This is a genomic window from Parafrigoribacterium soli (genome assembly GCF_040227235.1).
GTDB classification, from domain to species: Bacteria; Actinomycetota; Actinomycetes; order Actinomycetales; family Microbacteriaceae; genus Parafrigoribacterium_A; species Parafrigoribacterium_A soli.
The window spans coordinates 232,339-245,625 of sequence record NZ_JBELNZ010000003.1 but is presented as its reverse complement, the minus strand read 5'-3'; the positions used below and the strand labels follow the sequence as shown (position 1 = coordinate 245,625).

Sequence of the window (13,287 nt, the reverse complement as noted above, 5' to 3'; positions counted from 1 at the left end):
CGTCGTGTTCCGCGCGTCGCGCGAACCTCCGCTCACGCTACCGGTATTTCCGTTGAACCGAATCCCGGCATCCCGCGGTGTTGCCGGCGTGCTTGGATCTCGCCTGACGCCTGCGTTCCGCATTACGAACGGGCATCGATGGCGAAACTCGGTCCAAAATCGTTGACAATCTCGTCTTCGATCTCTAGCGTCATGCAGAAGCGGCCGAAAACAGCCGCAGTCCCCAGCAACGTTGCGACCAGGGAGAGGACACGGATGGCTGCCCGCCTGAGTCTCAAAGACGTGAACCTCAACTTCGGCGGAATCACGGTGCTCGAGGATGTCACCCTCGAGGTCGAACCGAACGCGATCTTCGGTCTCGTCGGGCCAAACGGCGCAGGCAAGACCTCCCTCTTCAACTGCATCAGTGGTCACTACACGCCCACGAGCGGATCGATCATGATCAGCGGGGAGGAGGTGCTGGGCCTCGCACCCTCGCACCTCGCGTCCCACGGACTCGCTCGCACGTTCCAGCATCCGGCCCTGCAGTTGAAGGCGACCGTGTTGGAGAACGTGCTTCTGGGCGGCCACACCCACCTGCCCGGCGGCCCGCTCGGATGGTCGGTTCGCACTCCGCGCACCCGTCGCGCCGAGCGAGAACTGCGTACCGAGGCGCTCGGCCTGTTGGAGCGGGTCGGCCTCGGATGGGCGGCGAACGTCGCTGCGGATGAACTGAGCCATGGCCTGCACAAGAGCGTCGAACTGTGCCGAGCCCTGCTCATGCGACCCGCGCTGCTGCTGCTCGACGAACCGGCAGCCGGACTCTCGCACGGCGAGGTCGAAAGCTTCATCGACACGATCAAGCGGCTGCGTGACGAGGACGACATCACCGTCGTGATCGTCGAACACCACATGGGGCTCATCTCGGCGCTGACCGACCGTGTCGTCGTGCTTGACCACGGGCGCACGCTCATGGATGGCACCGCGGCGGAAGCGCAGGCCGACCCGCGAGTGATCGAGGCCTACCTCGGGAAGGACGCGACCGATGGCGCTGCTTGAGCTCGTCGACGTCACGGCGGCGTACGGCCGGGTGCAGGTGCTCGAGGGCATCTCCCTGGAGGTGCCGGAGGGCGGAGCCGTCGGCATCCTCGGTGCGAACGGCGCGGGAAAGACCACCACGCTTCGAGCGATCAGCGGCACCGTGCGTGCGGGCGGAACGATTAGCTTCGACGGCCGCAGCATCCGGGGCATCGGGCCCGAGCGTGTGGCCGCGCTCGGAATCGCTCACGTGCCCGAGGGTCGCGGCACGCTGGCACAGCTCACCGTGCGCGAGAACCTCCTCGTCGGCGCCTACCTTCGCAAGGATCGCAGAGCAATCCCGGGTGACATCGACTACTGCCTCGAGCTGTTCCCGCAGCTGAAGAACCGCATCGCCTCAAGCGCCGCGGCCCTCTCGGGCGGCGAGCAGCAGATGCTCGCCGTGGCGCGCGCGTTCATGGCCAAGCCCCGATTGTTGCTTCTGGATGAGGCGTCCCTGGGTCTCGCGCCCGGCACCGCGAAGACCGTGTACGAGGCGATCGGCCGACTCCGCAGGGAGTCCGGAATCGCCATGCTGATCGTTGAACAGAACGCCAATCTCGCCTTCACCCTCGTCGATACGGCCACCGTGCTCGAGACCGGACGCAATGCCCTCACCGGCACGTCCGCCGAGCTCAAGGGCATGGACGAGATCCGACGCGCTTACCTGGGAGGCTGACGGATGGGTACATTCCTCCAACTCATCGTCGACGGGCTGTCCACCGGCTCGATCTACGCGGCCCTCGCGCTCGCGATCGTGCTGGTGAACCAGGCGACGGGCCTGATCAACTTCGCTCAGGGCGGCATGGCCGTGCTCAGCGCCTACATCGCCTACGTTCTGGTGCAGCTCGGCCTGCCACTGCTGCTGGCGATCGTGGTCACGATCCTGCTGTCGTTCGTGCTCGGCGCGGTCATCGAGCGCACGCTCGTGCGGCGGTTCGAGCGCGGCGATCCCGACACTGCCGTTGTCGCAACCATCGGCATCCTGACGCTCGTGACCGGCATCTGCGCCTGGCTCTGGGGCTACAACAACCACCAGTTCCCCTCCCTCTTCCCGCTGTCGAGCATCAACTTCCTCGGCGCCGTGATCAGTTGGCGCTCGCTCGGCACCTTCCTCGTGATCGTCGCGATCATGGTCGTGCTGCAGCTGCTGTTCATGAAGACCAAGCTCGGGCTCGCACTGAGGGCGGTTGCCACGAACCCAGAATCCTCCGCCTTCTCCGGGCTTCCCGTGGGCCGGCTGCTGATGGTCGGATGGGGACTCGCGGCGTCGCTCGGCGCGGTGGCCGGAACGCTCGTGGCTCCGCAGCTGACGCTGACGCCCGGGATGCTCGATACGGCCCTGATCTACGCGCTCGCCGCGGTCATCCTGGGCGGCCTGACCAGCCCGGTCGGCGCCGTGGTCGGGGCGTGGCTCATCGGGATTCTCGAGAACCTCGCGGCCGTCTACGTGTCGTTCATCGGCTACGACCTGAAGGTCGCCGTTCCGTTCATCCTGATCCTGGTGATCCTCATCTTCCGTCCGCAGGGCCTGTTCGGCCGGAAAGTTGTGGCGCGCGTCTGATGGCAACGACAAAACTGGCAAAGACCGGGCAGCGCGGGGGATTCTCCTCGATGCTGCAGAACCCCTGGGCGCGCTGGGGCCTCATCGCTCTGGTGGTGGTGTTGCTGCTCGTGCTCCCGCTCGCGCTGCCGCAGTTCGCGAATCAGACCCTCATCCGCATCGGTGTCTACGCTGTCGCCGTGCTCGGCCTGAACATCGTGATGGGCTACGCCGGCCAGGTGCACCTCGGCCAGATCTTCTTCCTCGGTCTTGGCGCCTACGTCACCGCCTACGGCGTAGTGCACGGCTGGAACATCGTGCTTGTCTTCGTCGCCGCCATCGTCATTCCCGGCGCGGTGGGCCTGCTGATTGCCCTCGCCGCCGCACGACTCGGTGGGCTCGCGATCGCCATGGTGACCATCGCGCTGCCGATCGTCGGCGTGCCGCTGGCCAAGCGCTTCTCCGACATCACCGGCGGCTCGCAGGGACTGTCGGCGAGGTTCTCGGATGCGCCCGACTGGTCGGGGCTGTACGACGACCAGTGGCAGTTCTACATCGTTCTCGTGATCTGCGGCCTCTCGTACATCGTCGGGCGCAACTTCGTTACCGGCAAGTACGGGCGGGCGCTCGCGATCGTCAAAGAGAACGAGGCAGTGGCCTCCTCGATGGGCGTGTCGCCCTACCGCTACAAGGTGCTCGCGTTCACCGTCGCCTCGCTGTTCGGCGGCGTGAGCGGATTCCTCTACATGGTCGCGGTGCAATACACCTCTCCCGAGACGCTCGGCTTCGGGCAGTCGATCAGCCTTCTCGCCGCCATGGTGATCGGTGGCGCCGGCAGCATCGCCGGGTCCCTCATCGGTGGTGCGTACTACGTGCTCGTGCCGCAGCTTGCCAACGCGGTCGACCCGAACCTCACCACGATCAGCCAGGGCGTCATTCTTCTCGTGGTGCTCTTCCTGCTGCCCGGGGGGCTCGTCAGCCTCGTCCGGCAGATCCGCAGGCGCACCCGCCGCACAGAAGACAGGTCACCGCGCACGGCGGTGCCGAACCCACAGACGGCTTCGGTGCCGAGTTCCCACGAGGACTCTTCACCGAAGAATCACTGAAAGACAGAGAGGCAAGGACAGCATGAACATTCGAAAAAGATCACGCGGCTTCATAGGCGTCGTCGCGATGACCTCGGTCGCGGCGCTCGCGCTCACCCTCACGGGATGTTCGCGCGAGGGTGGCGGAACCACCTCGAGCAATGGAGCCAAGGCGAGTCCCGGAATCACTGACACGTCGCTCACCTTCGGCATCACGAGCCCGCTGACCGGTGCAACCGCAGGTCCGGGAAACTGCACCGTGGATGGCGCGCTCGCCTACTTCGGAGTGAAGAACGACGAGGGCGGCATCAAGTTCGGCGACGGCAAGACCCGCAAGATCAACATCAAGGCGTACGACGACGGCTACGACCCGCAGAAGGCCCTGGCGAACTTCCAGCAGATGGTCTCGGATGGCGTCTTCGCCGCGGGCCTCGGCCTCGGCACGCCGACCAACCGTGCCTGGCGTGAAGCCGCGATCAGCGAGAAGGTTCCCCAGGTGCTCGTACAGACCGGAGATCCGATCTTCAGCGACACCAAGCAGAGCCCGGAGCAGATCGGACTCGTGCCGACCTACTCGCAGGAGGGCGAAGCGTTCGGCCAGCTGCTCGCCGGCTCGTCGGAGAAGCACACCGTCGCGGTGCTGTACCAGAACGACGACTACGGCAAGGGCTACGTCGAGGGACTGGAGTCAGCGCTCAAGGGTTCCTCGAACGTGACGATCGTCAAGAAGCTGAGCTACGAGGCGACCGACACCTCGGTCGACGCGCAGCTCACGGAACTCGCGGCCACCAAGGCCGACGTGTTCTTCGACGCGATGTCGATCACCCCGCTGGTGATCTCGGCGCTCCAAAAGGCGCAGCAGCTCAAGTGGCTGCCCAGCTGGTTCCTCCCGTCGAACACGTCGAGCCCGGTCGCCATCCTGCAGCCCGGCGGCGGTTCTGCGTTCCCCGGGATCTACTCGGTCGCGTTCTCCGAGTCGTCTGCGAGCCCGGTGTTCCAGGCGAGCGAGCCCGGCAAGGCGTTCCTTGCCGCGATCGCGAAGTACACCAAGCAGTCCGGTGTACCCGCCTTCCCGCACTGCGTGTGGAGCTGGATCGGTGCCGCCACCCTCGAGCAGGCGTTCACGAAGATGAAGGAGCCGACGCGTGACTCGTTCATGAGTGCGCTGCGCAGCATCAAGGGCTTCGAAGCCCCGTTCATGCTGCCCGGTTCCACCATCGACACCACGGTTGATGGCAAGCCGGCCGTGGCCAAGGTGCAGGTGCAGAAGTACAACGGCAAGGGTTACGCCACCGCGGAAAAGTGGGGTTGATCTAACCCAACCGTGACGAAGGCCGGGGTGATCTGCGGATCACCCCGGCCTTTCGCATGCCCGCTCGCTGAGCGGTGCGCTTAGAAGATGTCGGGGCTGGGGGCGCTCGCGTGCCGCACCGAGACATCCGCGTGACGGTCGAAGCGATAGCCGACACCGCGCACCGTGCGCACGATGTCTTCGTAGGCGCCGAGCTTCGCGCGGAGGCGGCGAACGTGCACGTCGATGGTGCGCTCATTCGGCGCATCGTCGTCGCCGACAGACCAGAGCGACGCGATCAGCTCGGCGCGCTCGATCGTGCGGCCCTCGCGAAGCACGAGGTACTGCAGCAGCTCGAACTCCTTATAGGTCAGCGCTGCCGCCTCGTCATCCAGGATGAGGCGCTTGCGTGACAGGTCGACGACGACACCGCCGCGGCGCAGTTCCTCTTCCGGCTCGGACTGCTGGCGGTGCTTGGCGAGAGCGGAAGGGTCCTGCAGGGCAAGCCGGACGACATCCACGTCTCGACCGCCGGCCCCCTCGGGGGCGAGCGCGACGGCAGCGTAGGTCTCGGCCGTCGGTACGAGTTCGCCCGTGAGCTTCTTCAGCGCCTCGACCAGGTGGCCCAGGTCGGTGCCGGCCGCGGCGGCCTTCAGCTCATCGACGCCGACGTAGAGCACGAAGCCGCGTGCCTCGGTGCCCGAGGGCACCGCCCGCAGGCGTGGGGCGTGTGGTGCGGCATCCGGAGCGGGCGCCACGGGCTCGGCCGTCGGCTTTGCCGCGGCGAGATGACCGGCTGCGGCGTGCTGAACCGTGGACGGACGAACGAGATCGGTGGTTGCAAGAGACATCAGTGAATTCCTTGTATGGGGTGAAGGGCCTCTAATGATGAGGGTGTGATCCTTCGGTACTGCGGGTCGTGCGGGTGCGGATGCCGTTCGCTATGAGGAGCGACGTCCGGGAGCATCAGCCGCGACAGCGCAGCAGAGGCTCGACAAGGATTGGCCGATTAGGCACACATTCGACAACACGCGACAGCGCTGCGCGGCATCATCATGCCGGCATCCCCACGGTCCTCATGAGAGGTCAGGGCGCGCGAAGCGATAGTCATAGACCCAACTATCCGACAGTGTGACGCCGTATGTCAAGCGACGGGAGCGGTTACTCGACCGTGCCGTAGAGGCGATCGCCCGCGTCACCGAGGCCGGGAACGATGTAGCCGAGCTCGTTGAGCCGCTCGTCGAGCGCGCCGAGCACGATGGTCACGTCGCGCCCCGCGGTCGCCTTTTCCACGGCAGCGAGCCCCTCGGGAGCACCGATGAGGCACACCGCGGTCACGTCCACGGCGCCGCGTTCGAGCAGGTAGTCGATCGCTGCGATGAGCGAGCCGCCGGTGGCGAGCATGGGGTCGAGCACGAAGCACTGGCGGTTCGAGAGGTCGTCTGGCAGACGCTCGGCGTAGATCGTCGGCTGCAGCGTCGACTCATCGCGCACCATGCCGAGGAAGCCGACCTCCGCGGTCGGGACGAGCTTGACCATGCCCTCCAGCATCCCGAGCCCGGCGCGCAGGATGGGGACGACGAGCGGTCGCGGCTGGCTGATGGCGAGCCCTTTCGCGAGTGAGACCGGTGTCTCGACGGTCACCGGCTCCACGCGCACATTGCGGGTCGCCTCGTAGGCCAGCAGGGTCACGAGCTCCTCCGCCAGCGCACGGAACGTAGGCGACGGAGTGGTCTTGTCGCGTAGCACCGTGAGCTTATGGGTGATGAGCGGGTGGTCGGCAACGTGGACTCGCATAGGCTCAATCTACTTCAGGAGGTGCGATGCCCGGTCATGTGCAGGAGCAATACAAGGCGTGGATGCTCGCTGCGGTCGACGACGCCCGTCGCGCGGTCGAGACCGGCGACGTTCCGGTCGCGGCTCTCGTGCTCGATGCCGAGGGGGTGCTGATCGGCCGTGGACGCAACGAACGGGAGAAGACGGCGGACCCCACCGCGCACGCCGAGATCCTCGCCATTCGTGCGGCCGCCGCGGCCCGGGGTGACTGGCACCTCGAAGACGTCACGCTCGTGGTGACCCTCGAGCCGTGCGCGATGTGTGCCGGGGCGATCCTCAGCGCACGTATTCCGCGCGTGGTGTTCGGGGCCTGGGATGACAAGGCCGGCGCTGCGGGAAGCGTGAACGACCTGCTGCGCGATCGACGGCTTCCGCATCGGGTCGAGGTGATCGCGGGTGTCGAGGCAGAGGCTTGCGGAGCGGTGCTGAAGGAATTCTTCGAGGCGCGTCGATAAGTCGACAGGAACGAGCTAGTCGGAGGCCTTGATGATGATGGCCTCCGTGCTCACACTGCCGTCGGCGCTCGCCACATAGACGTCGGGCTCGATGAAGATGACGCGCGCGATCGGAACGGCCTCGCGAATTCTGGCCTCGAGGGAATTGATCGCGGCAGCGACATCCGCGAGCTTCTTCTTGCTGGCGAACGCGACCTTGGCGCCGACGAGCAGTTCGTCTGGCCCGAGGTAGAGCGTGCGCATGTGGATGAGCGCCTCGACCGAGTCCTCAGCGTTGATGGCGTCGCGGATGAGCACGACGTCGGCCGGCCGTGCGCCTTCGCCGACGAGCAGGCTCTTGGTCTCGATGCCGAGAACGACGGCCACCAGCACGAGCAGGGCGCCGATGAACAGGGTTCCGATGGCGTCGAAGACGACGTTGCCCGTGATCACGGAGAGCCCGACGCCGAGGAACGCAAAGACGAGGCCGGTGAGCGCCGCAACGTCCTCGAGCAGAACCACCGGCAACTCCGGCGCCTTGGCATGTCGGATGAACTGCAGCCAGCTGTCTTTACCGCGGGAGTGGTTGGACTCCTTGACCGCGGTGCGCAGTGAGAAGCCTTCGAGGCCCATCGCGATGAGCAGCACGAGCACCGGCAACCACGCGTTCTCGAGCGCGTGCGGATGCTGCAGCTTATTGACTCCCTCATAGATGGAGAACACGCCGCCGACGCTGAACAGGATGATCGATACCACGAAGGCGTAGACGTAACGCTCCCGGCCGTAGCCGAAGGGGTGCTCCGTGTCGGCGGCCTTGCGCGCGGCCTTGCCGCCGCGCAGCAGCAGCAGCTGGTTGCCGGTGTCGGCGAGGGAGTGCACGCCCTCTGCGAGCATCGAGGCCGAGCCAGAGAAGAACCACGCGAGGAACTTCGTGAGCGCGATGCCCAGGTTGGCGAGCATCGCCGCAATGATCGCTTTGTTCCCGCCAGAAGTGCTCATGCACCAATCCTAGGATGTGCACAAGGCCCCACCCCCGGTTGGGCGCTCGCGGCAACTTGGGGGCAGGATTGGACGATGCAGACCACTTTGCCAGCCATCTCCATCCTCGGCGCGGGCTCCATGGGTGGGGCGATCCTCAGCGGCCTGTTGCAGCCCGGTGTCACGGTCGAGGGCAACATCCGCGTCACGAACCGCACCGAGCAGAAGGCGGCGCTGCTGCGGTCGGATGCCGTGCTCAGCTACGCCACGGAGCAGGACCCCGCCGCGAACCTCGCCGCGGTCGCGGGCGCCAGAGTTGTGATCGTCGCCGTCAAGCCGCAGATGGTGCCGCAGTTGCTGCAGGAGATCGGTGCCGCTCTCGACCCGGGCACGGTCGTCGTGAGCGTGGCGGTCGGCGTGACGATTGAGACCTTTGAGGCTGCCCTTCCGGAATCGGTTGCTGTGCTGCGCGCGATGCCGAACACGCCGGCGATCGTCGGGCGCGGGGTCACCGGCCTGAGCGCCGGTACCCGGTCGAGCGCCGAGGACCTGGCGCTCGCATCCGCACTGTTCGGCACGGTGGGCGAGGTCGTCGTAGTGCCGGAGTCGAAGATCGATGCGCTCAGTACCATCTCTGGCTCCGGTCCCGCCTACGTCTTCTACCTGATCGAGCAGCTCACGCGCACGGCGATCGACCTGGGTTTCAGCGCCGCCGAGGCCGCCACCATGGTGAACGGAACGTTCCTCGGTGCCGCGGAACTCCTCGCCGCATCCGGGCGCTCGCCGGAGGAGTTGCGCCGTCAGGTGACGAGTCCCAAGGGAACCACCGAGCGCGCGATCGCCGAGCTCGAACAGGGTGGGCTCAAGGAGCTGTTCGATCGGGCGACTGAGGCGGCGCTCGCGCGCGCCCGGGAGCTAGCCGCGGGCGCCTAGCGACCGGTTAGGCCTGCAGGGTCGCGAACTTCTCGATGTCGGCCGACTTGCCGCTCACGATGATGAGGTCGTGGTTGGAGACCACCGTGTCCGCCGTGGCATAGGTGAACTCCGTTCCGGGAGACTTCACGCCGACCACCGTGACGTTGTACTTCTTGCGGATGGCGGACTCACCCAGCGTGATGCCGCGAATCGCCTTGGGCGGATACATCTTCACGATCGCGAAGTCGTCGTCGAACTCGATGAAGTCGAGCATGCGACCGGACACGAGATGCGCGACGCGCTCGCCGGCCTCCGCCTCCGGGTAGATGACGTGGTTCGCGCCGATGCGGGCGAGGATTTTGCCGTGCGACTGGCTGATCGCCTTCGCCCAGATCTGCGGAATCTTGAGGTCGACGAGGTTCGCCGTGATGAGCACACTCGCCTCGATCGATGAGCCCACGGCAACGATGGCCACGGAAAAGTCCTGGGCGCCGATCTGACGGAGGGCATCGATGCTGCGGGCGTCGGCCTGCACCGCATGGGTGACCCGCTCCGACCACTTCTGCACGAGGTCCGCGTTCTCGTCGATGGCAAGAACGTCGCGGTCGAGCCGGTCGAGTTGTCCGGCTGCGCCGGCACCGAAGCGTCCGAGGCCGATGATGAGCACGGGGGCGTCGTGGGGAATGCGCTCAACCAACGATGGGCCTCTCTTCTGCGTTGCGGAACAACTGCGGGCGCTCGCTGGCCGCCAGGGCCGCGGCGAGAGTCACTGTACCAACTCGACCTGCCCACATCGTGGCTGCCAGGATGAGCTTCCCCGAGTCGGGCAGCGACTCGGTGAGCCCGGTGCTGAGACCGCAGGTGCCGAAGGCGGAGATGACGTCGAAGAGCACGTCCTGCAGCGGGGCCTTCGAGACCTCCATCACGGCGATCGTCGCGACCGCAACGATGGTCGCTCCCCACAGGACGACGCTGACGGCGAGGCGCAGCACATCCGTGGGGATGCGGCGGCCGAATGCCTGCATGTCGCCGTTGCCGCGTGCCTCGGCCACCGCCGCGAGGAACAGCACGGCGAGGGTGGTGACCTTGATGCCTCCGGCCGTGGATGCCGAACCGCCGCCCACGAACATCAGCATGTCCAGGACGAGCAGGCTTGCGCCGTGCATGTCGCCGATCGGCACGTTCGAGAACCCGCCGGAGCGGGACATGATCGAGAGGAACGTCGCCGTCATCGGACGATCGATCGCGTCCTGGCCCCCGAGCGTCGCCGGGTTATTCCACTCGAGCGAGTACAGCACGATCGCACCGAGCACGATGAGCGCGACGGTGGTGACGAGCGTGAGCTTCACGTGGATGGACAGGCGGCCCGGCATGCGGAACCGCCTCGCCAGGGCGAAGATCACCGGGAACCCGAGGCTGCCGACGAAGACGCCGAGCGCGATTGTGCCCAGCATCCACGGGTCTGTCGCGAAGTCGGCGAGGCCGGAGGTGTGCGGCACGAAACCGGTGTTCGTGAAGGCCGAGGTCGCGAAGTAAAAGCTCTCCCAGACGGCATGCCACGGATCCGCGCCAGCGAGCAGCAGGCGTGGGATGAACATGGCGGTGAGCACGATCTCGATCGCCAGCACGCTGATGGCGACGGTCGCGAGCAGGCCACCGATCTCACCGAGTCGGATGGCCTGCGACTCCGACACCGGTCCGACGTGGATTCGACCCGCGTTCGAGTCGCTCGCGGCCATGAGCCGCGCGCGCAGCCCGAGCTTGCGCGAGACGATGAAGCCCAGCATGCTCGCGAGCGTCATGACGCCGATGCCACCGACCTCGAGACCGATGAGGATGACGACGTTGCCGAACGTCGACCAGTGCGTCGCCATGTTCACGGTGTTGAGACCCGTGACGCAGATGGAGGAGACGGCCGTGAAAAACGCGTCGACGATCGGAGTGGGCGTGCGGGATGCCGTGGCTATCGGCAGCGACAGCAGGGCTGTGAACACCAGGATGAGCGTGGTGAAGATGAGGATCGCGAATCGTGCGGGGGAGGATGCCGCGAACCGATCGATGAGGTCGCGCAGCCTGGAGAGCACGGTACCTCGCGGGGCGCGCTTGGTGCGCATGATTCCCCTCGCTTTCCAGCATCGTCAGCGTCGTTGCGGCAGCTTGTCATGGTACTCCAGACGACCGTGCAGGTAGCCTGTTGAAATGGCTGACATTTTCGATGTGATCGCGGACCCGACGAGGCGTGACCTGCTGCAGGTGCTTCTGGAACGTCGGGTCGCATCCGACTCGGAATCGCACGGCCGCGGCGGCGAGATCAGCGTCGGTGAGATCGTGGAGAAGCTCGGACTCAGCCAGCCGACCGTATCGAAGCACCTGAAGGTTCTGCGTGATCACGGTGTCGTGCACGTTCGCGAGGAGGGCCAGCACCGCTACTACGCGCTCGACCCGGTCCCTCTCGAGGAGCTCGAAGACTGGGTCATTCCGTTCCTGAGTGCAGACTTCGGCGCAGACGACGACGGAACCGCGGTGTTCTCGGCATGGTCGGGAGTGCAGGTTCCCGCCCCGTTGCGCCGGGCGGCAGACACCCTGCAGCATCCGGCCGAGGCGGGCGCCGCGGTCGGTCGCAAGGTCGCGGAGGCGTCGTTCCAGACGGTGAATGCGCTGCACGATGCATCGCAGGGAGTGGAGCGCCGCGTGATCGATCCGATCAAGAAGAAGCTCGGCAGAAAAGACGGTAGGTAATCCCGCCGTCTGGCCCCTTGCCAGTGAGTCTCATCTGCCCCTAAAGTGACAATTCAGCACTCCAGTAACATCGGTGGGGTGCACGAGGTCCCGCACCTGCACGGGACGCTAGGGGCTCCAATCAATGGCACGCGATCTTTCTGAGGTGCGATTTCTCACAATTGCTGAGGTCGCGGACATGATGCGTGTGTCCAAAATGACTGTGTACCGCCTGGTGCACGCCGGCGAACTGCCCGCCATCCGATTCGGTCGCTCGTTCCGAGTGCCCGAATCCGCAGTCGAGGCGGCCATCGACACCCACATCGCCGACGTCGGCTAGCGTCGTTCGCCCGATTTGTCGTTCCCTGAGCGTGTCGAAGGGACACGACCGGCTCAGCGACCGTGCTCTCAGACGAAGCGGATGGACGCCTGCAGCCGGGTGCGTATGTCGAAGAGCTCGTTGCCGCCGATGGGTGCTTCGCCCGGAAGCCCCGTGCGCATGAAATCGGGCAGCCTGGACTGCTGAACCAGCACCGAGGGGATGCCCTTCACGCGCCCGAGCAGGGTGAGCGACTCCTCGGTAGCGTCATCCGGCACCGTGATGGCCAGTGCCGTGAAGCGCACGCGCGCCGGACGTTCCACCGACTTCGCGCGAGCGGCCAGGGAGTGGAACGGTCGCTCGCCGTCGATCGCCTCACCGATCAGCTCGCTCTTGCGCACTCGCACGGGCGCGCCCCAGTCCTCGGACTGCACGGCGAAGAGTCCGGCGGGGCCGAGCACGACGTGATCGAGCTTGCCCGCATCCGTCTGAACGTCGTGCCAGACCGTGTACGCGATGCCGAGCCCCGACAGCGCGCGAGCCGAGGCCTCCTCGGCCAGGGCGTCGGCGAGCAGGTGGCGCAATTCCCGCGGCGCCGAGCGCACGAGCGCGGGGTCGTACGGGTCGTCCAAGGTGGCGCCCCGGCCGACCCACTCGCGGATGGTGGTCAGGTACCGCTCGCGGTTCCAGCCACCCGGATGTCCGTAGGAGCGGGCGGACGGCCGCGAATCCCTGAAGGTGCGCGGCGCTCGCTCCTCCCACGAGTTCTCGCGTGATGCGGCGCCCGCCCCGGCGGGCCGCGACCCGCTGCTGGGCGCAGAATGGCCGCGGTCGTAGATGGCGCGGCTCGCGGGGGTTCCGATTCGCTCCCAGGCGCGCTGCACGGCGTGGAAACGGGCGTCGGAGCCGCCGGTGTCGGGGTGCGCCTCGCGCAGCATCCGCCGGTATGCCTTGCGCAGTTCCTCGGTGCTCGCCGAAGCGCTCACGCCGAGCACCTCGTACGGCGTCGCCGCGATGGGGCTGTCAGGCATGGGCATACTTTCGGGTCGAGATGAACAGTATCGAGGGTACTTGCCCGCCATGCGAGTGTGCTTGACCCTGCCGCTCTCGCA

15 protein-coding genes are annotated in these 13,287 nt (G+C 66.5%); 9 read left to right on the top strand and 6 right to left on the bottom strand.

What is annotated here, in order from left to right; translation table 11 throughout:
* Positions 1-255 precede the first annotated feature (255 nt).
* From ABUA37_RS09450 to ABUA37_RS09430, 5 genes are read left to right on the top strand one after another with little or no spacing between them, the layout of a single operon-like run.
* Positions 256-1,038: an ABC transporter ATP-binding protein gene (locus ABUA37_RS09450; protein WP_349898891.1), complete on the top strand. Its 783-nt coding sequence runs from the start codon at positions 256-258 to the stop codon at positions 1,036-1,038.
* Positions 1,025-1,735 (top strand): ABC transporter ATP-binding protein, encoded by a 711-nt coding sequence (locus tag ABUA37_RS09445; protein ID WP_349898889.1) that lies wholly within the window; start codon positions 1,025-1,027, stop codon positions 1,733-1,735. The genes ABUA37_RS09450 and ABUA37_RS09445 overlap by 14 nt, the downstream gene beginning before the upstream one ends.
* Before the next feature lie 3 nt (positions 1,736-1,738).
* Positions 1,739-2,620, top strand: coding sequence for a branched-chain amino acid ABC transporter permease (locus tag ABUA37_RS09440; RefSeq protein WP_349898888.1), 882 nt, complete (start codon positions 1,739-1,741; stop codon positions 2,618-2,620).
* Complete coding sequence (locus tag ABUA37_RS09435; RefSeq protein ID WP_349898887.1) at positions 2,620-3,705, top strand: branched-chain amino acid ABC transporter permease; 1,086 nt, start codon at positions 2,620-2,622, stop codon at positions 3,703-3,705. Before ABUA37_RS09440 ends, ABUA37_RS09435 begins: the two co-directional genes overlap by 1 nt.
* 22 nt (positions 3,706-3,727) lie before the next feature.
* Positions 3,728-4,996 carry an ABC transporter substrate-binding protein gene (locus tag ABUA37_RS09430; protein WP_349898886.1) on the top strand — a complete coding sequence of 423 codons (1,269 nt, stop codon included), beginning with the start codon at positions 3,728-3,730 and terminating at the stop codon, positions 4,994-4,996.
* A gap of 80 nt (positions 4,997-5,076) precedes the next feature.
* Here ABUA37_RS09430 and ABUA37_RS09425 read toward each other — a convergent pair whose 3' ends face one another.
* Both ABUA37_RS09425 and upp read right to left on the bottom strand, forming a co-directional pair.
* The gene (locus ABUA37_RS09425; protein WP_349898885.1) at positions 5,077-5,826 is read right to left on the bottom strand and encodes a winged helix-turn-helix domain-containing protein; all 750 of its coding nucleotides are present in this window, start codon (positions 5,824-5,826) and stop codon (positions 5,077-5,079) included.
* Positions 5,827-6,136: 310 nt separating this feature from the next.
* Positions 6,137-6,772, bottom strand: coding sequence for a uracil phosphoribosyltransferase (upp, locus tag ABUA37_RS09420; RefSeq protein ID WP_325518691.1), 636 nt, complete (start codon positions 6,770-6,772; stop codon positions 6,137-6,139).
* A 26-nt stretch (positions 6,773-6,798) separates the two neighbouring features.
* On the opposite strand from upp, the gene tadA reads away from it, so the two are divergent.
* The gene (tadA, locus tag ABUA37_RS09415) at positions 6,799-7,266 is read left to right on the top strand and encodes a tRNA adenosine(34) deaminase TadA (protein ID WP_349898884.1); all 468 of its coding nucleotides are present in this window, start codon (positions 6,799-6,801) and stop codon (positions 7,264-7,266) included.
* A 15-nt stretch (positions 7,267-7,281) separates the two neighbouring features.
* Here the strand turns inward: tadA and ABUA37_RS09410 are convergent, their stop codons facing one another.
* Positions 7,282-8,244 (bottom strand): cation diffusion facilitator family transporter, encoded by a 963-nt coding sequence (locus ABUA37_RS09410; protein WP_349898883.1) that lies wholly within the window; start codon positions 8,242-8,244, stop codon positions 7,282-7,284.
* Positions 8,245-8,319: 75 nt separating this feature from the next.
* Between ABUA37_RS09410 and proC the strand changes: the two genes are divergently transcribed.
* Entirely contained in the window at positions 8,320-9,156 is an 837-nt protein-coding gene (gene proC / locus ABUA37_RS09405; protein WP_349898882.1) for a pyrroline-5-carboxylate reductase, read from the top strand.
* Between the two features lie 7 nt (positions 9,157-9,163).
* On the opposite strand, the gene ABUA37_RS09400 is transcribed toward proC, so the two are convergent.
* Complete coding sequence (locus ABUA37_RS09400) at positions 9,164-9,835, bottom strand: potassium channel family protein (RefSeq protein WP_349898881.1); 672 nt, start codon at positions 9,833-9,835, stop codon at positions 9,164-9,166.
* Positions 9,828-11,252 carry a TrkH family potassium uptake protein gene (locus ABUA37_RS09395; RefSeq protein WP_349898880.1) on the bottom strand — a complete coding sequence of 475 codons (1,425 nt, stop codon included), beginning with the start codon at positions 11,250-11,252 and terminating at the stop codon, positions 9,828-9,830. The genes ABUA37_RS09400 and ABUA37_RS09395 overlap by 8 nt, the downstream gene beginning before the upstream one ends.
* A gap of 85 nt (positions 11,253-11,337) precedes the next feature.
* On the opposite strand from ABUA37_RS09395, the gene ABUA37_RS09390 reads away from it, so the two are divergent.
* The gene (locus ABUA37_RS09390) at positions 11,338-11,877 is read left to right on the top strand and encodes an ArsR/SmtB family transcription factor (protein ID WP_349898879.1); all 540 of its coding nucleotides are present in this window, start codon (positions 11,338-11,340) and stop codon (positions 11,875-11,877) included.
* Positions 11,878-12,001: 124 nt separating this feature from the next.
* Positions 12,002-12,196, top strand: coding sequence for a helix-turn-helix domain-containing protein (locus ABUA37_RS09385; RefSeq protein ID WP_349898878.1), 195 nt, complete (start codon positions 12,002-12,004; stop codon positions 12,194-12,196).
* A gap of 68 nt (positions 12,197-12,264) precedes the next feature.
* On the opposite strand, the gene ABUA37_RS09380 is transcribed toward ABUA37_RS09385, so the two are convergent.
* Positions 12,265-13,206 (bottom strand): J domain-containing protein, encoded by a 942-nt coding sequence (locus ABUA37_RS09380; RefSeq protein WP_349898877.1) that lies wholly within the window; start codon positions 13,204-13,206, stop codon positions 12,265-12,267.
* Between the last annotated feature and the right edge of the window lie 81 nt (positions 13,207-13,287).

Excerpts from the sequence above, each read along its gene's own strand:
- ABUA37_RS09450 (WP_349898891.1), top strand. The coding sequence starts at position 256 with ATGGCTGCCCGCCTGAGTCTCAAAGACGTGAACCTCAACTTCGGCGGA.
- ABUA37_RS09445 (WP_349898889.1), top strand. The coding sequence starts at position 1,025 with ATGGCGCTGCTTGAGCTCGTCGACGTCACGGCGGCGTACGGCCGGGTG.
- ABUA37_RS09440 (WP_349898888.1), top strand. The coding sequence starts at position 1,739 with ATGGGTACATTCCTCCAACTCATCGTCGACGGGCTGTCCACCGGCTCG.
- ABUA37_RS09435 (WP_349898887.1), top strand. The coding sequence starts at position 2,620 with ATGGCAACGACAAAACTGGCAAAGACCGGGCAGCGCGGGGGATTCTCC.
- ABUA37_RS09430 (WP_349898886.1), top strand. The coding sequence starts at position 3,728 with ATGAACATTCGAAAAAGATCACGCGGCTTCATAGGCGTCGTCGCGATG.
- ABUA37_RS09425 (WP_349898885.1), bottom strand. The coding sequence starts at position 5,826 with ATGTCTCTTGCAACCACCGATCTCGTTCGTCCGTCCACGGTTCAGCAC.
- upp (WP_325518691.1), bottom strand. The coding sequence starts at position 6,772 with ATGCGAGTCCACGTTGCCGACCACCCGCTCATCACCCATAAGCTCACG.
- tadA (WP_349898884.1), top strand. The coding sequence starts at position 6,799 with ATGCCCGGTCATGTGCAGGAGCAATACAAGGCGTGGATGCTCGCTGCG.
- ABUA37_RS09410 (WP_349898883.1), bottom strand. The coding sequence starts at position 8,244 with ATGAGCACTTCTGGCGGGAACAAAGCGATCATTGCGGCGATGCTCGCC.
- proC (WP_349898882.1), top strand. The coding sequence starts at position 8,320 with ATGCAGACCACTTTGCCAGCCATCTCCATCCTCGGCGCGGGCTCCATG.
- ABUA37_RS09395 (WP_349898880.1), bottom strand. The coding sequence starts at position 11,252 with ATGCGCACCAAGCGCGCCCCGCGAGGTACCGTGCTCTCCAGGCTGCGC.
- ABUA37_RS09390 (WP_349898879.1), top strand. The coding sequence starts at position 11,338 with ATGGCTGACATTTTCGATGTGATCGCGGACCCGACGAGGCGTGACCTG.
- ABUA37_RS09385 (WP_349898878.1), top strand. The coding sequence starts at position 12,002 with ATGGCACGCGATCTTTCTGAGGTGCGATTTCTCACAATTGCTGAGGTC.
- ABUA37_RS09380 (WP_349898877.1), bottom strand. The coding sequence starts at position 13,206 with ATGCCTGACAGCCCCATCGCGGCGACGCCGTACGAGGTGCTCGGCGTG.